Below are 16,884 nucleotides of genomic sequence, written 5' to 3'. Positions count from 1 at the left end.
TCTCTTATTTACTTATTGACTCCGTTACCGCCTGCCAGGTTATAAAGCCACCACTCAGATTATATGTCCTGAAGCCGTGGGCCTGAAGAATACGGTATGCCACATGCCCGCGCAGGCCACTCTGGCACCCTATAAAAATCTCTTTATCTTTAGGCACTTTTTCAAGATTCTCCCGCAGGGAATCCAGTGGAATGGATAGCGCGTCAGGATATTCGCCAAATTGTTTCAGTTCGGCAGGAGAGCGAATATCAAGTAAACAATAACTGCCCGGTTCCCGTTGTAACACATCGCTGACATGACATATGACCGTATCTCCTTTCATTACATTTGTCGCCACCATACCAGCCTGGTTAACGACGTCCCTTGCACTGTTAAAAGGTGGAGCATAAGTCAGCTCAAGATGTTCGAGATCGTTGACGGTAAGCCCCGCGCGCTGTGCGACAGACAGGACATCGATGCGTTTATCAACCCCTTTTTTCCCTGATGCCTGAGCCCCGAGAATTTTACCGGTATCGGGGCTGAACAGCAGTTTCAGACTGATCATCGTTGCCCCCGGGTAGTAACCGGCATGATCAGCGGCATGGACGTAAACCTTCTCGTATCGGGTGCCATGAACTTTCAGCTGCTTTTCATTCGCACCGACGCTGCCAATACTCAGCGAAAATACCTTACAAATGGATGTCCCCTGACTGCCATGGTAAAGGCTGTGACGATCTAGCATGTTATCAGCAGCAATGCGTCCCTGGCGGTTGGCGGGCCCTGCCAGAGGAAAATTAGCGGGTTCCTGAAAGACAAAGTCTGGAGTTTCAACGGCATCCCCCACGGCGTAGATGTCAGGGATACTGGTCTGCATACAGGCATTGACGCTTATGCCTCCCCGTTTACCCACTGCGAGCCCGGCTCCTGTGGCAAGGCTGTTCTCAGGTTTTACCCCGATGGCGAGAATAACCATGTCGGTCTGCAGAAACCCACCCTCAGACAGTGCAACGCGGAATCCCGTCTCTGTCCGCAGTACCTCGGTGAGCGCCGTTCTGAGACGCAGATCCACGCCATGACTCCGGATTTCCTGATGCAGGGCAGATGCCATTTCAGGATCAACCGGAGCCATAACCTGTTCCCCCATCTCCAGCAGGGTCACACTGATCCCCCGTTCGCTCAGAGCCTCCATCACTTCAAGTCCGATAAATCCCCCCCCGACAAGCGTGGTGTGAGCTACGTGATGTTGCTCAATCCACCCCAGGATAGCATCCATGTCAGTAAGATTTCGCAGCGTAAAGACACCCTCTTCCTGTAGCCCGGGCAAAGGAGGGACAACCGGAGCGGCGCCGGTACTGAGGAGCAGACGATCCCATTCTTCGCTATAGACCTCCCCTGAGGTCAGATTTTTAACCGTCACCGTTTTATTAACCGGATCCACTGACGTCACTTCATGACAGATACGGACGTCTATGTTAAAGCGGGATTTAAAATCCTCCGGGGTTTTCAGAATCAGTGACTGCCTTAAAGGAATTTTTCCGCCTATATGATAAGGTAATCCACAGTTGGCGAAAGAGACATCGCTTCCCCGTTCAAACACAACAATACTGACATCCTCTGATAACCGACGAGCTCTGGCTGCAGCGGATGCCCCGCCGGCAACACCACCAACAATCACTATTTTCATTACATCCTCTCTGTTCACCCGGGGCAAAAATGCCTGCCAGATATAATCGTTTCCCCGGGCCGGCAGGACGCTGCAGACCTGACGAACACGATGGCAAAATTACGATACCGTTAGTATACTAAATTATATTATATAAAAACACATAGTATGAGAAATCAGCAATGCTCATGAATGAAGACACAAAACGTCAGACAGATATGAAGAATGCGGCCCTGAGGGCAGCAGATGTCTTACGGGGACTGGCCAACAGCGACCGGTTGCTGTTGATGTGTCAGTTAAGCCTGGGGGAAGCGAATGTGGCCGGGCTGGAAGCGGCGGTCGGTATCACTCAGCCGACCCTGTCCCAGCAGCTGGGTGTAATGCGCCGCCTGAAGCTGGTCGAGACCCGACGGGCAGGTAAAATGGTATATTACCGTATTGAGGATAACCGTATCATGACGTTGTTAAATACCTTATATGATCTCTACTGCCCGCAGGCAGGCACCGGTAAAGGAAGCCATAACAACGAATAATATGATCCTGCTTTCCCCGTAAACCGTTTTATCCATGCATCATTAACCCTGTTCAGGCTGTGAAATGCCAGACCGGAACCTGCGATACCTTAACGGGAAAACAACAGTGGTCCGGATATACCAGCCGATGATGCCCGTCACGGACTGTATTTCTCGTTCACGCATTCACTGATTAACCCACTGATTCAATGGTGTTTAATACTGTGACGGTCAGAAAAAACAGCCACAGGAACACGGATGATTCTGCACTGTCAGTAATAGCCTGTGGCTGACAAACCGTTTTTTCTGCTGCCACGGGGTGACATTATTCAAGCAGGCTACGCAACATCCAGGCAGTTTTCTCATGTAACTGGATACGTTGTGTAAGCAGATCTGCTGTGGCTTCATCATTCGCATTATTAACGAGCGGGAACAGGGAGCGTGCAGTTTTAACCACGGTCTCCTGGCCCTGGACAAGATTTTCAATCATGTTTTTTGCTGCCGGAATATCCTTATCTTCATTAACCGCTGTTAAACGTGAAAATTCATGATATGTGCCGGGCGCGAAGCATCCGAGCGAGCGTATACGTTCAGCGATATCATCAACGGCAGTGGCCAGCTCATTGTATTGATTTTCAAACATTAAATGTAAGCTGTTAAACATGGGGCCAGTTACATTCCAGTGATAGTAATGTGTTTTTATATACAGGGTATAGGTGTCAGCAAGAAGCCGGGACAGGCCGTCTGCAATCTCCACCCGGGATGATTCAGCAATACCAATATCAATGATTTGTTTACTCATAACTACCTCTTACACGGTTTCAGTGGAATATACGATATGCGATTATTCTTTCCGGTCTGAGCAAAACACGCCTCAAATTTTTATAATAACCAGGTACACCTGTCGTCTGTCACACTAGCGATGCGCCAGAGCAATATCCTGCGACGGAACAATGAATTTCGCCGTGGCACGTGCCACTGTCTGCTGTCCTTTTGTCAGCCATGCTTCAAGCAGGTAAATCCCCCTGCGTTGCCCAAGCAGTCTGGCACATACCATCAGTTTGTCTCCGGTACAAACGGGTGAAATGAATCTTACCGTCAGTTCAGCCGTCAGGGCTTGCACACCCTGCATGAACAAACAATGAGTCATTGCTGCATCCAGCAGGGTACTCGTCATTCCGCCATGTAAAAGACCCGTATACCCCTGATGCCTGTGATTGGCCGTGTAGTCCGCACATACAGAGCCATCCGGGTGCTCTGAAAACATTAAGTTCACCGTATCAGGGTTGTTGTCGCGGGAACTACAGACCATACAACAGGTATGGGCCTTTCTGGCATCAAGATAACAATTCATCTGTTTCTGCTCAGCGTCCGGTTGTACTGACGGGAGGCATCCGGAATTCAGTCAGCTGAGGGGCTCCCCCGGCATCATTACTGCCTCCTCCACACATTCCGGCTCCTGGTTTATACACAATACGGGTCTGATAAAAATCACCGCCCGTGATGAAATAAACTCATGAATGGCAACAGCGCCCGTTTCCGTGATGATGCTGACGCCCACCCTGGCACGCATTTTCTGCTGTGTTCCCGTCAGAGTGACAGCATTTTTTCCCTTTCGCCTCATGATGAAAGGACTGGCGTCCCTGCTCCGGCTTATTCAGTTCAGTCAGAACACGGGTATCCGGATCACACAGTTCAGTGAACAAACGACGACCACAGTCAGTCTGGTACACCGCGATCTGATGCCCCAGTAATTTACCCAGCATCCGTTCCCCGATGTTACGGACCACAACGCGGCTGACTTGCTGTTGAACCAGCAGGTCAACCAGCTTCCGTTTACCTGAACAATCTGCGCCCAGCGCGGGATTTTCTGTCCGGCTGAGCTCCACACCGCGCTCATCCACCAGGACAAGGTGACTCGCTTTGGTAAAATGATTTGCTACCCGGTCGTCATTCACTGGAATGGCTGTGATCATCTTGTGTAACTCCTTCCCTTTCAGAGTGCATTATTAAGGCCTTGCCCTGAGTGAGACAGTCCACAACCTTAAAACGGGCTGCTTTCAGGACATTGGCCAGTGTCTGCCTTGAAACCCCCATTGCAACAGCCGCTTCCTGCTGTTGCATGCCCAGTAAATCGACCAGCCGTAACGCTTCAAACTCATCTTCTTTTAAATGAACATGTTCAAGCTGGCTCATCGGTCGCGCATTGGGCTTAAAACAGGTATCCGCAGGGCGGCCACAGATGTTACGGGGAATTCTGGGTCTTGGCATGAAGGCTCCTTATTGGCATATGCTATATATACACTCATAAACTGGCATATGCAATATACTCTGCTCACCGGTGGAGAATTTTTTGCTTTACCCTGGAGTCTGTAAGTGGGCAGCAGGTCATGAGAGATGAAGAGAAAGAAAACAGATACTGTATGAGACTCAATTTAAAGTGCTGCCATAAGGGGGTCGTCTCAGAAAACGGAATCTATGGTCACTCCCGTTTTTGCAACACCGATTTTGACGACAAGTTGGCTTGCTTGAATCTATCCGGCGTCTGAATGGGATTTTATTCCCGCGCCTCGATGAGTTCCGCGCCTGATGAACCTCCAGAAAATATACGGCTTCAATGAGCCTTTCCGTTTTACAGGTTCCTCAACAGGCCGGTGGGCCGTTAGTATCATCAATATCAGTATTCGCAAAACCAGATGAATGATTGTTTAAACTGGTGTATTTCTGCCTTTATGCTTCGTAAGTTTGCTGTCGCGCCGTCAGTGCCCAGGCTATTCTGGCCAGCTTGTTTGCCAGAGCACAGGTGACGACAAAGTTGCTTTTCCGACACAACAACTCCCTGACCCAGTCGGCCAACTTGCCAGACTGGTGTTCCAGTTTTTGTATGAATACCCTGGCACACTGAACCAACAAAGTTCGGATCTTTTTGTTGCCCCGCTTGCTAATCCCTAACAATGTCGTCCGACCTCCCGTGCTGTACTGTCGGGGTACCAGCCCTGTTGCCGCCGCAAAGTCACGGCTGCTGGCGTACTGCTTCCCGTCGCCAATCTCAGTTGAAATAGTACTGGCAGTCAGCGTTCCAACGCAGGGAATACTCAGCAAGCGCTGTCCAACCTCATCTTCGTCCAACTTTCGTTTCAACTGAGATTCCAGATCTTTAATCTGCTCAACAAGATAGTGATAATGCTGTTGTAATTTCAGCAGTAACTGGCTGAGATAAAGAGGCAAACTACTGTCCTCAAGAAGGGTACTCAGTCGACTAATAACGGCAGCACCTCGCGGAACGCTGATACCAAATTCCAGCAGAAAAGCATGCATCTGATTAGTTGTTTTCACCTTATCCTGAACCAGGGATTCACGGACACGATGCAGAGCTCGCATTGCCTGCTGAGATTCGGTTCTGGGCTGCACGAAACGCATAGATGGACGTGATGCTGCTTCACAGATAGCTTCAGCATCAACGAAGTCATTTTTGTTGCTTTTAACGAATGGGCGGACAAATTGCGGTGATATCAGCTTTGGAAAATGCCCTAACTCTGCCAGCTTGCGTGCCATAAAGTGAGAACCGCCACAGGCTTCCATCGCGATGGTTGTTGCCGGGCATGTCGCCAGAAATTCGATTAGCTTTGGTCGGGTGAATTTTTTACGGTAAACGGCCTTCCCACGATGATCCTGACAATGAATATGGAAAGAGTTCTTACCCAGATCGATACCAATAAGCGCAATGTTTTCCATGATGGTTCTCCGAATGAAAGCCTGTCCTCAGCATAGTACTGGGAAGGAGGGAGTGACCATCTCATTAAATAAAGCACGTTAAGCCCATTGCAGACTCTAGATATTGACGAGTACGTCGGGTTTTCTCTTGTTTGAGTTGCCTCTTGTGGTAAGATAGTAATCAATTACTATCTTACAAGGAGTGCTCGTGGACACCCATCCAAAGCATCTGCCGGCCGATGAACGTCGTGCCGTAACTGTCGAGTCCGTCGTGGCGCTTGCCGGTTCACAAAACCCAAGCGAGATAACCACTGCGGCTATCGCTAAACACATGAACTTGACCCAGGGTGCGCTGTTTCGGCACTTCCCGAACAAGGAAGCCATTTGGCAGGCGGTCATGGAGTGGGTAGCAGAGCGCCTATTAGCCAGAATCGATCGATCCGCACAAGGAATCGAGTCGCCCTTGGCAGCCATGGAGGCGATGTTCATGAGTCATATCGAATTCGTAGCTGAGCACCCAGGCGTGCCAAGAATGATGTTTGGTGAGCTTCAGCGTGCCGAATCGACACCGGCCAAGCGCATGGTGCAAACCTTGATTCAGCGCTACAGCGAACGTTTGCATCGTCTCATCGAGAAAGGCAAGGCCAGCGGCGAGTTGTCTCCCTCGCTTGACAACGAGGCGGCGGCAACGCTGTTCATTGGCACGATCCAGGGCTTGGTCATGCAATCGCTGTTGGCGGGTGATGTGGGACGTATGCACCGCGATGCGCCGCGCGTCTTTGCAATTTATCGGCGTGGCATAAGGAGTGCGCAATGAAAAAGTTACCCTTGCAAGGCCGCACCCTGGCACTGCTTGCCGTCATCATTCCTTTGCTGGTGCTTTTTATTTATGTCGGTCTGCGATCAGGGCCGCTCGCCCCGGTCGCTGTGACGGTGGCAAGCGTGGAATCACGGGCTATCACACCGGCGCTGTTCGGCATCGGCACGGTGGAGGCGCGCTACACCTACAAGATCGGGCCGACGTTTGCCGGGCGCGTCAAACGCCTGGAGGTGCATGTAGGCGACCAGGTCAAGGCCGGACAGGTGCTCGGCGAGATGGAGCCGGTCGACCTTGATGATCGGGTGCGCTCACAGGAGTCTGTATTCAAGCGGGCGGAAGCGGCTTTGCGCGAGGCAGAAGCCCGGCAAGCCTACGCGCAAACCCAGGCGCGCCGCTATGAGCAATTGTTTGCGGTGCGCTCGACCAGCGAGGAAATCGTCACCACCAAGCGGCAGGAACTGCAGATCGCCGATGCCGCCCTATCCGCCGCTCGGGAAGATATTGCCCGGGCACGCTCCGACCGCGAAGCACTCGTCGCGCAGCGGAGCAATCTGCGCCTGATCGCGCCGGTCGACGGTGTAGTCGCCGTGCGCGATGCCGATCCCGGCACGACCATCGTCGCGGGCCAGGCCGTGGTGGAAGTGATCGACCCCAAGAGTTTGTGGATCAATGTGCGCTTCGACCAGATCAGCGCATCGGGGCTGGCTGGGGGGCTGCCGGCTCATATCGTCCTGCGTTCGCGTGGTGGCCAGACCTTGAAAGGTCGCGTGCTGCGGGTGGAACCCAAGGCCGACGCGGTAACCGAGGAAACGCTTGCCAAGGTGACATTCGATAACAAACCAGAACCTTTGCCACCAGTGGGTGAACTGGCCGAAGTCACGGTTGACTTGCCGGCGCTCCCGGCCGCTCCACTGATCCCCAACGCTGCCGTCCAGCGTGAAGGCGATAAAGTTGGTGTCTGGCAAATCGTGGATGGTGATCTGCATTTCTCCCCGGTCAAGCTCGGCACTTCCGACCTCAATGGTTACGTGCAGGTGCGCGAAGGGCTCAAGAATGGGGACCAGGTTGTGACCTATAGCGAAAAGGCACTGACGGCGCGCAGCCGCATCCATGTGGTCGAGCATATCCCGGGAGTTTCACGATGATCAGCCTGGCCGGCCGCGACATTCTCCATGCCTGGGGGAAATTCGTCTTCACCGGCATCGGTCTGGGTCTGCTGATCGGCGTCACCCTAGTCATGGCTGGGGTGTACCGAGGCATGGTGGACGACGGCAAGGCGTTGCTCGACAACAGTGGCGCTGACCTTTGGGTGGTGCAAAAGGATACTCTGGGTCCTTATGCGGAGTCGTCCAGCCTCAACGATGACGTGTATCGCGCCATTCTCGCCATGCCGGGAGTCTCACAGGCAGCGAACGCGACCTACCTGACCATGCAGGTACGCAAGGGCGAGAGTGATGTACGCACCATGGTGGTCGGCATCGCGCCCGGTGCGTTGGGGGCTACACCCGGATGGCCTCCTTATCTCGTCGCTGGACGCCAGATCACGCGCGGTCACTACGAGGCTGTGGCCGACATCGCCACCGGCTTCAAACTGGGAGATCGTCTTACCATTCGCCGCAATCATTACACCGTCGCGGGGCTGACACGGCGTATGGTGTCGTCCAGCGGCGACCCGATGGTATTCATTCCGCTCAAAGATGCCCAGGAGGCCCAGTTCCTCAAGGACAACGATGCCATCTGGCAAAGCCGGCGTCGCACCGAAGCCAACCCGGTCTTCAATCGACCCGGTGATCCAGGTTTGCTGGATGCCGTGATTGCTTCACAGAGCAGCAACGCGTTCGTCAATGCCGTGCTGGTCACTCTGAAACCTGGTCATGCGCCGGACGAGGTTGCCGAATCCATCCAGCGCTGGAAGCGTTTGACGGTCTACACCCGGGCACAGATGGAAGACATCCTCGTCGGCAAGCTGATCGCCACCTCGGCCAAGCAGATCGGCATGTTCCTTGTGATTCTGGCCATCGTTAGCGCGGCCATCGTTGCCTTCATCATCTATTCGCTGACGATGGACAAAATCCGTGAGATCGCGGTGTTGAAGCTCATCGGCACACGCAACCGAACCATCGCCGCGATGATCATGCAGCAGGCGCTCGCCCTGGGCGTGATTGGCTTCGTGGTCGGCAAGATCACAGCCACCTTTTCAGCACCGGCTTTTCCAAAATATGTCCTGCTCACGCCAATGGATTCTGTCGCCGGTTTTTTTGCCGTGCTCGTGATCTGCGTTCTAGCTAGCCTCGTCGCCATTCGCATAGCACTCAAGGTCGATCCGGCCGAAGCCATTGGAGGTTGAGATGAGTGGCAAAGGGATACACATCGAAAGTTTAAGCAAGCGGTATGGCGATGGTGACACCGCTGTCTTTGCCTTGAGAGACGTGAATATGCATGTTGCGCCTGGTGAAGTGGTGGGACTGATCGGCCCTTCCGGGTCCGGCAAGAGCACGCTGCTCAAGTGTCTGGGTGCGGTGATCGAACCGACCGCCGGTCGCATGACGCTGGGCGATGAAGTGATCTACGCCGATGGCTGGAAAGTCCGCGACCTGCGCGCCTTACGGCGTGACAAGATCGGTTTCGTTTTCCAGGCGCCGTACCTGATTCCGTTTCTCGATGTCACCGACAACGTGGCGCTGCTGCCGATGCTTGCAGGCGTCGCGAATGGAGAGTCGCGCGCGAAGGCACTGGAATTGCTCACAGCGCTTGATGTGCAACACCGAGCTCGCGCAATGCCCTCGCAACTCTCCGGTGGCGAGCAGCAACGGGTCGCCATCGCGCGCGGACTGGTCAATCGTCCGCCGGTGATCCTGGCCGATGAACCCACTGCGCCGCTGGATTCCGAGCGCGCCATGGCTGTAATCCGCATCCTCAACGACATGGCCCGGAAGTTCGAGACCGCCATCATCGTCGTCACCCATGACGAAAAGATCATCCCCACATTCAAGCGCATCTACCACATCCGCGACGGCGTGACCCATGAGGAAGCTGGCGAAGGGCGGGAGTTCGAATGAGAGAACGATTGAATTACAGGAGAATTTCATGACCCACCGCAAACACAGCCACGCATTTGGAACTATCACCCTGACCGTTACGGCCTGCCTGCTTTTATGGGGTTTTCAGTTGCCAGCTTGGGCTGGTGACGCTACCCAGGTTGAGCCACTGGCGCTACGCAAGATCATGCAGGAACTCGGGCGCAACATGCAGGCTATTACCGGTGCGATTTCGCAGGAGGAATGGGTTCAGGTCGTTCAGCTCGCCCCAAAAGTTGCTGCACACCCCGAGCCACCGCTTACTGAAAAAATGCGCATCCTTGCTTACCTCGGCGCTGATGCGACCAAGTTCAGAAACTTTGACGCGCAGACTCACGAGGCGGCGCTGGCCATGAAGCTGGCTGCTGCGAGCAGCGACGGCAAGGCGGTGACCCAATCATTCGCCCACGTGCAGGAAAGCTGCTTGGGCTGCCACCAAGCTTTCCGTAAACCTTTCGTGGAGCATTTTTATGGAGCACGCTAAAACATGCCAGCGCCCCATCAGCCTCGAAAGACGGCTTGCGGCAACTTACCTGGTAGCTGGTCTGGTCACCGCCGGTCTGGCCGGCTGCGCCGCCGGCCCTGATTTTCAGCGTCCCACCGCACCCGATGTGGCTCGCTACACTGCAACACCGGTAGCTGATAGAACCGTGTCCGCTCCCACGCAGTTCGGCGAAACACAACGTCTAGTCGAAGGGCTTCCGATCGAAACGCAATGGTGGCAAAGCTTGGGTTCATCCGCACTCGACGGACTGATAAACGAAGCTTTCCATGTCAGCCCGACGCTGGCGAGCATCAGCGCCAATTTGCGACAGGCGCAGGAGCTTCTTGCCGCACAGGCGGGCTCGACGCAATATCCACAGGTAGATGTCGCACTGGGATCTCAGCGCCAGCAAATGAGTCCCAGTAGCCAAGGGTTGAGCGGAGACGCACGTCAATTCAGCCTCTACAACGCCAGCGTTGGCGTGCATTACAACCTCGATCTGGCTGGCGGCAACCGGCGCGCACTCGAAGCCTTGGCTGCTCGCGCCGACTACCGTCGCTTCGAACTGAATGCTGCGCGCCTGGCCCTTGCCGGCAACATGGCAACCGCTGCCATTACCCGAGCACGCCTCGCCGCGCAACTAGAAGCCACTACTGCCATTTTGCGCGTGCAGGATGAGCAACTGCGCCTGGCCCATGAACGCGTGCGTATCGGTCAGGCCTCACCTGATGAAGCGTTGAGCCTACAAGCTCAGGCGGAGCAAACGCGGGCAGAACTGCCTGCGCTGCGTAAACAACTGCAACAAACCGAACATCTACTGGCGGTGCTAGCCGGTCGTGCCCCAGGCACGGGTGGCATCCCGGCCTTCACTCTGGCCGATTTCACTCTACCCGTCGAGATGCCGCTCGTCGTGCCCTCAGAACTGGTGCGCCGCCGACCGGATATCCAGGCGTCAGAGGCGCTGTTGCATGCGGCCAATGCAGACTATGGTGTGGCTGTCGCCAAGCTCTACCCACAGATCAACCTGAGCGCCAACCTTGGTTCTCAGGCGCTGACCACCGGTGCCCTGTTCGGTGGTGGCTCGGCAGTGTGGGGCCTGGTTGCGCAGCTCACCCAGCCTCTTTTTAATCCAGGGCTACCCGCTGAAAAAAGAGCGGCGCTCGCCGCTTTTGATGCCGCCGTAGCCAATTACCAGAGCGTCGTATTGGAGTCTTTGCGTAACGTCGCCGACACCCTGCGCGCGGTGGAAAGCGATGCACAAACTTTGACTGCCCTCGCTGCCGCTGATATGGCTGCACAGGCCTCCTTGCAGTCGGTCGAGCGGCAATACCGGCTGGGCGCGGCCAGCTACCTGCAACTGCTCATCGCGCAGCAACAGGCACAGTCAATCCGGATCAATATGGTTGCGGTCCAGGCACAACGCCTAGTCGATAGTGTTGCTTTATATCAGGCCCTGGGAGGTGGTGTCAGTTAAGACTAACCCTAACCTGATGTCAGATGTTGAGCACAAACAACGTCAGAGTAGGGTATTAATTTATATTTATTGACACATTCAGCCAAGGGTAATAGATTTCATCCTGACATTTTTACCTTTGGAGGCATCTTGCAAGGTCAACGTATCGGCTACGTTCGCGTCAGCAGCTTCGACCAGAATCCTGATCGACAACTGGAACAAATAGAAGTCGGCAAGGTATTCACCGATAAGGCTTCAGGCAAGGACACACAACGTCCCGAACTTGAAAGGCTGCTGGCCTTCGTCCGCGAGGGCGACACCGTGGTGGTGCATAGCATGGACAGGTTGGCACGCAACCTTGATGACCTGCGCCGCATCGTCCAAGGGCTGACACAACGGGGCGTGCGCATGGAGTTCGTCAAAGAAGGGCTAACGTTCACCGGCGAGGACTCACCGATGGCCAATCTGATGCTGTCGGTCATGGGAGCCTTTGCTGAGTTCGAGCGCGCTCTGATCCGCGAACGTCAGCGCGAGGGAATCGTGCTGGCTAAGCAGCGCGGGGCCTACCGGGGACGAAAGAAATCGCTGAACAGCGAACAAATTGCCGAGTTGAAACGGCGAGTTGCGGCAGGCGAGCAGAAAACCTTGGTGGCCCGTGACTTCGGCATCAGCCGCGAAACCTTGTACCAGTACCTGCGGGAAGACTGACCATGCCACGCCGCTCAATCCTGTCCGCCACCGAGCGCGAAAGTCTGCTGACACTGCCAGATGCCAAAGACGAACTGATACGGCACTACACGTTCAACGAAACCGACCTGTCGGTGATCCGTCAGCGTCGCGGCGCCGCGAATCGATTGGGCTTCGCCGTGCAGCTTTGCTACTTGCGATTCCCTGGCATCTTCTTGGGCGTCGATGATCCTCCATTTCTGCCCCTGCTGCGCATGGTGGCCGCACAACTCAAGGTGCCGGTGGGAAGCTGGAACCATTACGGCCAGCGCGAGCAGACACGGCGGGAGCACTTGGTCGAGCTGCAAACGGTGTTTGGATTCAAGCCCTTCACCATGAGTCATTACCGGCAAGCCGTGCATACATTGACCGAACTGGCCTTGCAAACAGACAAAGGCATTGTGCTGGCCAGCACCCTTGTTGAAAACCTGCGGCGGCAGAGCATCATCCTACCCGCCATGAATGCCATCGAGCGCGCAAGCGCCGAGGCCATTACCCGTGCCAACCGAAGCATCCATGCGGCATTGGCCGATTCCTTGATACCTGTCCATCGCCAGTGCCTGGACGAACTGCTCAAGCGCAAGGATGGTAGCAAAATGACGTGGCTAGCGTGGCTGCGCCAATCGCCCGCCAAGCCAAACTCGCGCCACATGCTTGAACACATCGAACGCCTCAAAGCCTGGCAGGCGCTTGACCTACCTGCTGGCATCGAACGGCAGGTACACCAAAACCGCTTGCTCAAGATCGCCCGCGAAGGCGGCCAGATGACGCCCGCCGACCTGGCCAAGTTCGAGTCGCAGCGGCGTTACGCCACCTTGGTAGCACTGGCCATCGAGGGCATGGCCACCGTCACTGATGAAATCATCGACCTTCACGACCGTATCATCGGCAAGCTGTTCAATGCGGCCAAGAACAAGCATCAACAGCAGTTCCAGGCTTCCGGCAAGGCGATCAACGACAAGGTGCGGATGTATGGGCGCATCGAGCGCACGCTGTTCATTCTGGATTGGCTGCAAAGCGTGGAGCTGCGCCGCCGCGTCCATGCGGGGCTGAATAAGGGCGAGGCGCTGGACGACACGTTGCTGCAATATCTGTCCCCGCTGGGGTGGGAGCATATCAACCTGACCGGCGATTACCTATGGCGCAGCAGTGCCAAGGTCGGTGCGGGGAAGTTCAGGCCATTGCGACCGCTGCCACCGGCTTAGCGTGCTTTATTTAATGAGATGGTCACTCCCTCCTTCCCAGTACTATGCTGAGGACAGGCTTTCATTCGGAGAACCATCATGGAAAACATTGCGCTTATTGGTATCGATCTGGGTAAGAACTCTTTCCATATTCATTGTCAGGATCATCGTGGGAAGGCCGTTTACCGTAAAAAATTCACCCGACCAAAGCTAATCGAATTTCTGGCGACATGCCCGGCAACAACCATCGCGATGGAAGCCTGTGGCGGTTCTCACTTTATGGCACGCAAGCTGGCAGAGTTAGGGCATTTTCCAAAGCTGATATCACCGCAATTTGTCCGCCCATTCGTTAAAAGCAACAAAATGACTTCGTTGATGCTGAAGCTATCTGTGAAGCAGCATCACGTCCATCTATGCGTTTCATGCAGCCCAGAACCGAATCTCAGCAGGCAATGCGAGCTCTGCATCGTGTCCGTGAATCCCTGGTTCAGGATAAGGTGAAAACAACTAATCAGATGCATGCTTTTCTGCTGGAATTTGGTATCAGCGTTCCGCGAGGTGCTGCCGTTATTAGTCGACTGAGTACCCTTCTTGAGGACAGTAGTTTGCCTCTTTATCTCAGCCAGTTACTGCTGAAATTACAACAGCATTATCACTATCTTGTTGAGCAGATTAAAGATCTGGAATCTCAGTTGAAACGAAAGTTGGACGAAGATGAGGTTGGACAGCGCTTGCTGAGTATTCCCTGCGTTGGAACGCTGACTGCCAGTACTATTTCAACTGAGATTGGCGACGGGAAGCAGTACGCCAGCAGCCGTGACTTTGCGGCGGCAACAGGGCTGGTACCCCGACAGTACAGCACGGGAGGTCGGACGACATTGTTAGGGATTAGCAAGCGGGGCAACAAAAAGATCCGAACTTTGTTGGTTCAGTGTGCCAGGGTATTCATACAAAAACTGGAACACCAGTCTGGCAAGTTGGCCGACTGGGTCAGGGAGTTGTTGTGTCGGAAAAGCAACTTTGTCGTCACCTGTGCTCTGGCAAACAAGCTGGCCAGAATAGCCTGGGCACTGACGGCGCGACAGCAAACTTACGAAGCATAAAGGCAGAAATACACCAGTTTAAACAATCATTCATCTGGTTTTGCGAATACTGATATTGATGATACTAACGGCCCACCGGCCTGTTGAGGAACCTGTAAAACGGAAAGGCTCATTGAAGCCGTATATTTTCTGGAGGTTCATCAGGCGCGGAACTCATCGAGGCGCGGGAATAAAATCCCATTCAGACGCCGGATAGATTCAAGCAAGCCAACTTGTCGTCAAAATCGGTGTTGCAAAAACGGGAGTGACCATAGATTCCGTTTTCTGAGACGTCCCCAGTATGGCAACCACGATCAGTCTGCTGGAGCCGGTTATAGCCGCACTGCTGGCCGTTGTGCTCGTCGGTGAAAGGCTGCCGCCTTCCGGATGGGCAGGCGTCGGACTGATAGTTGCGTGTCTGGGGCTCATCACCGTTCCGGCTGGAAAGTTACGTTTCAGTCTGTTCCGGCAACGGAAAGAAAACTTTGAAATCGCAAAAAGGAAAGAATTATGAAAGATAAAGCGTCATTTGACTCATTTTCGGCTCTCGATATGCGTGCCGGTACCATCATCAGGGTTGAGGAGAGTAAAACATCAAAGCCCACCTGGCGCATGACTATTGACCTAGGACCAGAACTGGGAACAAGGGTGTCATGCGGTGCGTATACTAACTATGCAGCAGAAGACCTGCAGGAAACGCAGGTAATCTGCATCGTCAATCTGGGTACCATGAAGATGGGACCTGAAAAGTCAGAGGTGCTGGTACTTGGTGTGTCTGATGGTTCAGGCGGGACGATCCCGCTGACGACAGAAAAGCGCGTCGATAACGGTGAATGCGTTTTCTGAAAATCGGCAGATAAAGCCACGTATGGGCAAGAAAATGCTTCCTAAAAATTTCAGTGAATATGTCTGCTTATCGCTCAAAGCTGCCTGTCAAAGTGGTCAAGCTTCACATAGCTCAGAGGTACAAAAAATAACCTTAACGAATGGAAGGGACTTCCCCTGGATATGCGCCTGATTAACTCTTGTGCAATCATGGGGTAAACATAGCCCCGGAGGGATTCGTTATGACCATCACGACTGTCGGTATCGATCTTGCTAAAAATGTGTTCGCTGTTCACTGCGTTGACCAACACGGTAAAACTGTTCTGGTTAAACCCAAAGTATCGCGTGCTGCCCTTCCTGAGCTGATTGCCAGTTTACCTCCCTGTGTTATCGGGATGGAGGCATGCTCCGGGGCTCACTACTGGGCAAGGTTGTTTCGGCAATATGGTCATGAACCACGGCTGATGGCTGCTAAATTTGTATCTCCTTACCGCATGGCCGGTAAATCAGGCAAAAATGATGCAGCTGATGCTCAGGCTATCTGTGAAGCAGTTCGTCGCCCGCATATGCGGTTTGTACCAGTGAAGGATGAGAGCCAGCAGGCGATGCAATGCCTACACCGTATCAGACAGGGTTTTATCGAAGAGAAAACAGCAACATATAACCGATTGAGAGGTTTGATATCGGAATTCGGTGTCATCGCCCCACAAAGTACAGATGCCCTGCGTCACATGGTTTCTGAGCAGAAGAGTTCTTTGCCACTTCAGGTTCAACAATGTGTTAATGACCTGCTGGAACACATTGATCGTATTGAAGATAATATTACTGAATATGACCGGATTTTGTCCCGCATGGCAAAAACAGATCACCGCAGCCAGCGATTGATGGAACTGAAAGGGATTGGTCCCACAACGGCCTGTGCGCTGGTCGCCAGTATCGGTAATGCACACGATTTTAAAAATGGGCGACAACTGGCAGCCTGGCTGGGACTAACGCCATCGCAGTACAGCAGTGGTGGGAAATCAAAGCTTGGCAGGATAACTAAAGCTGGCGATTCGTATCTGCGAACGCTACTGGTTCAGGGGGCTCGTTCGGTTCTGATTGGTGCCGAGAAAAGGACTGATTTATTCAGTCGTTGGGTCTGTTCACTGGTCGATCGCAGAGGATACTGGCGTGCCGTTGTAGCCATCGCCGCCAAAAACGCAAGGCTGTGCTGGGCATCATTGCATTACGGTGATGATTTCAGGCTGTACTCAGCCAGCTAAAGCACGAAACAAAATAACCATCTGACCTGCAATTCGTTGATGATAAAGGGTTAGACCCCGTGAGGCCTATCTGGCTATTGTACAGGATATACGTATCCGC

The 16,884-nt window shown here is 53.8% G+C and carries 17 protein-coding genes and 3 pseudogenes; 14 read left to right on the top strand and 6 right to left on the bottom strand.

Going from position 1 to position 16,884, the window contains the following annotated elements:
• Positions 1 to 4: 4 nt before the first annotated feature.
• Positions 5 to 1,663, bottom strand: a complete 1,659-nt coding sequence (locus H7R76_RS24435; RefSeq protein ID WP_000706606.1) for an FAD-dependent oxidoreductase — start codon at positions 1,661 to 1,663, stop codon at positions 5 to 7.
• Between the two features lie 161 nt (positions 1,664 to 1,824).
• Here H7R76_RS24435 and H7R76_RS24430 point away from each other — a divergent pair, with 161 nt between their 5' ends.
• Entirely contained in the window at positions 1,825 to 2,175 is a 351-nt protein-coding gene (locus tag H7R76_RS24430) for an ArsR/SmtB family transcription factor (RefSeq protein WP_000928911.1), read from the top strand.
• 304 nt (positions 2,176 to 2,479) lie between these two features.
• Here the strand turns inward: H7R76_RS24430 and H7R76_RS24425 are convergent, their stop codons facing one another.
• From H7R76_RS24425 to H7R76_RS24405, 5 genes are all read right to left on the bottom strand, one after another.
• On the bottom strand, positions 2,480 to 2,956 hold the full coding sequence (locus tag H7R76_RS24425; RefSeq protein ID WP_000043177.1) for a Dps family protein: 477 nt from the start codon (positions 2,954 to 2,956) through the stop codon (positions 2,480 to 2,482).
• 114 nt (positions 2,957 to 3,070) lie between these two features.
• Entirely contained in the window at positions 3,071 to 3,508 is a 438-nt protein-coding gene (locus tag H7R76_RS24420; RefSeq protein WP_016241611.1) for a PaaI family thioesterase, read from the bottom strand.
• 160 nt (positions 3,509 to 3,668) lie between these two features.
• Entirely contained in the window at positions 3,669 to 4,130 is a 462-nt protein-coding gene (locus H7R76_RS24415; RefSeq protein WP_000626969.1) for a NifB/NifX family molybdenum-iron cluster-binding protein, read from the bottom strand.
• Complete coding sequence (locus H7R76_RS24410) at positions 4,105 to 4,425, bottom strand: DUF134 domain-containing protein (protein WP_001137910.1); 321 nt, start codon at positions 4,423 to 4,425, stop codon at positions 4,105 to 4,107. The genes H7R76_RS24415 and H7R76_RS24410 overlap by 26 nt, the downstream gene beginning before the upstream one ends.
• Positions 4,426 to 4,884: 459 nt before the next feature.
• The gene (locus tag H7R76_RS24405) at positions 4,885 to 5,889 is read right to left on the bottom strand and encodes an IS110-like element IS5075 family transposase (protein WP_000427614.1); all 1,005 of its coding nucleotides are present in this window, start codon (positions 5,887 to 5,889) and stop codon (positions 4,885 to 4,887) included.
• Between the two features lie 187 nt (positions 5,890 to 6,076).
• Here H7R76_RS24405 and H7R76_RS24400 point away from each other — a divergent pair, with 187 nt between their 5' ends.
• From H7R76_RS24400 to H7R76_RS24345, 13 genes and pseudogenes are all read left to right on the top strand, one after another.
• Positions 6,077 to 6,685, top strand: coding sequence for a TetR/AcrR family transcriptional regulator (locus H7R76_RS24400; protein WP_000379506.1), 609 nt, complete (start codon positions 6,077 to 6,079; stop codon positions 6,683 to 6,685).
• Entirely contained in the window at positions 6,682 to 7,833 is a 1,152-nt protein-coding gene (locus H7R76_RS24395) for an efflux RND transporter periplasmic adaptor subunit (protein WP_016236501.1), read from the top strand. The genes H7R76_RS24400 and H7R76_RS24395 overlap by 4 nt, the downstream gene beginning before the upstream one ends.
• Complete coding sequence (locus H7R76_RS24390) at positions 7,830 to 9,035, top strand: ABC transporter permease (RefSeq protein WP_182968130.1); 1,206 nt, start codon at positions 7,830 to 7,832, stop codon at positions 9,033 to 9,035. The genes H7R76_RS24395 and H7R76_RS24390 overlap by 4 nt, the downstream gene beginning before the upstream one ends.
• A 1-nt stretch (position 9,036) precedes the next feature.
• Positions 9,037 to 9,747, top strand: coding sequence for an ABC transporter ATP-binding protein (locus H7R76_RS24385; RefSeq protein ID WP_004393997.1), 711 nt, complete (start codon positions 9,037 to 9,039; stop codon positions 9,745 to 9,747).
• Positions 9,748 to 9,775: 28 nt separating this feature from the next.
• Positions 9,776 to 10,249 (top strand): cytochrome c, encoded by a 474-nt coding sequence (locus tag H7R76_RS24380; protein WP_016236502.1) that lies wholly within the window; start codon positions 9,776 to 9,778, stop codon positions 10,247 to 10,249.
• A complete protein-coding gene (locus H7R76_RS24375) occupies positions 10,236 to 11,723 on the top strand; it encodes an efflux transporter outer membrane subunit (RefSeq protein ID WP_011784757.1) in 1,488 nt (495 codons plus the stop codon). Before H7R76_RS24380 ends, H7R76_RS24375 begins: the two co-directional genes overlap by 14 nt.
• Before the next feature lie 129 nt (positions 11,724 to 11,852).
• Positions 11,853 to 12,410, top strand: coding sequence for a recombinase family protein (locus tag H7R76_RS24370; RefSeq protein ID WP_016236504.1), 558 nt, complete (start codon positions 11,853 to 11,855; stop codon positions 12,408 to 12,410).
• Between the two features lie 2 nt (positions 12,411 to 12,412).
• A pseudogene (locus H7R76_RS24365) lies at positions 12,413 to 13,423 on the top strand (DUF4158 domain-containing protein); the annotation flags it as partial.
• Complete coding sequence (locus tag H7R76_RS25335; RefSeq protein ID WP_176392666.1) at positions 13,397 to 13,633, top strand: Tn3 family transposase; 237 nt, start codon at positions 13,397 to 13,399, stop codon at positions 13,631 to 13,633. The pseudogene H7R76_RS24365 and the gene H7R76_RS25335, both read left to right, overlap by 27 nt.
• Positions 13,634 to 13,711: 78 nt before the next feature.
• Positions 13,712 to 14,715 (top strand): annotated as a pseudogene (locus H7R76_RS24360) (IS110-like element IS5075 family transposase).
• Between the two features lie 277 nt (positions 14,716 to 14,992).
• A pseudogene (locus H7R76_RS24355) lies at positions 14,993 to 15,208 on the top strand (EamA family transporter); the annotation flags it as partial.
• Positions 15,205 to 15,540: a hypothetical protein gene (locus tag H7R76_RS24350; protein WP_016236507.1), complete on the top strand. Its 336-nt coding sequence runs from the start codon at positions 15,205 to 15,207 to the stop codon at positions 15,538 to 15,540. The pseudogene H7R76_RS24355 and the gene H7R76_RS24350, both read left to right, overlap by 4 nt.
• 221 nt (positions 15,541 to 15,761) lie before the next feature.
• Positions 15,762 to 16,784, top strand: a complete 1,023-nt coding sequence (locus H7R76_RS24345; RefSeq protein WP_001572362.1) for an IS110 family RNA-guided transposase — start codon at positions 15,762 to 15,764, stop codon at positions 16,782 to 16,784.
• The last annotated feature ends 100 nt before the right edge of the window (positions 16,785 to 16,884 follow it).

The organism is Klebsiella sp. WP8-S18-ESBL-06 (assembly GCF_014169755.1).
GTDB classification, from domain to species: Bacteria; Pseudomonadota; Gammaproteobacteria; order Enterobacterales; family Enterobacteriaceae; genus Kluyvera; species Kluyvera ascorbata_B.
Note: the sequence above shows the minus strand (reverse complement) of the source record. Positions and strands in the feature narration are given on the sequence as shown.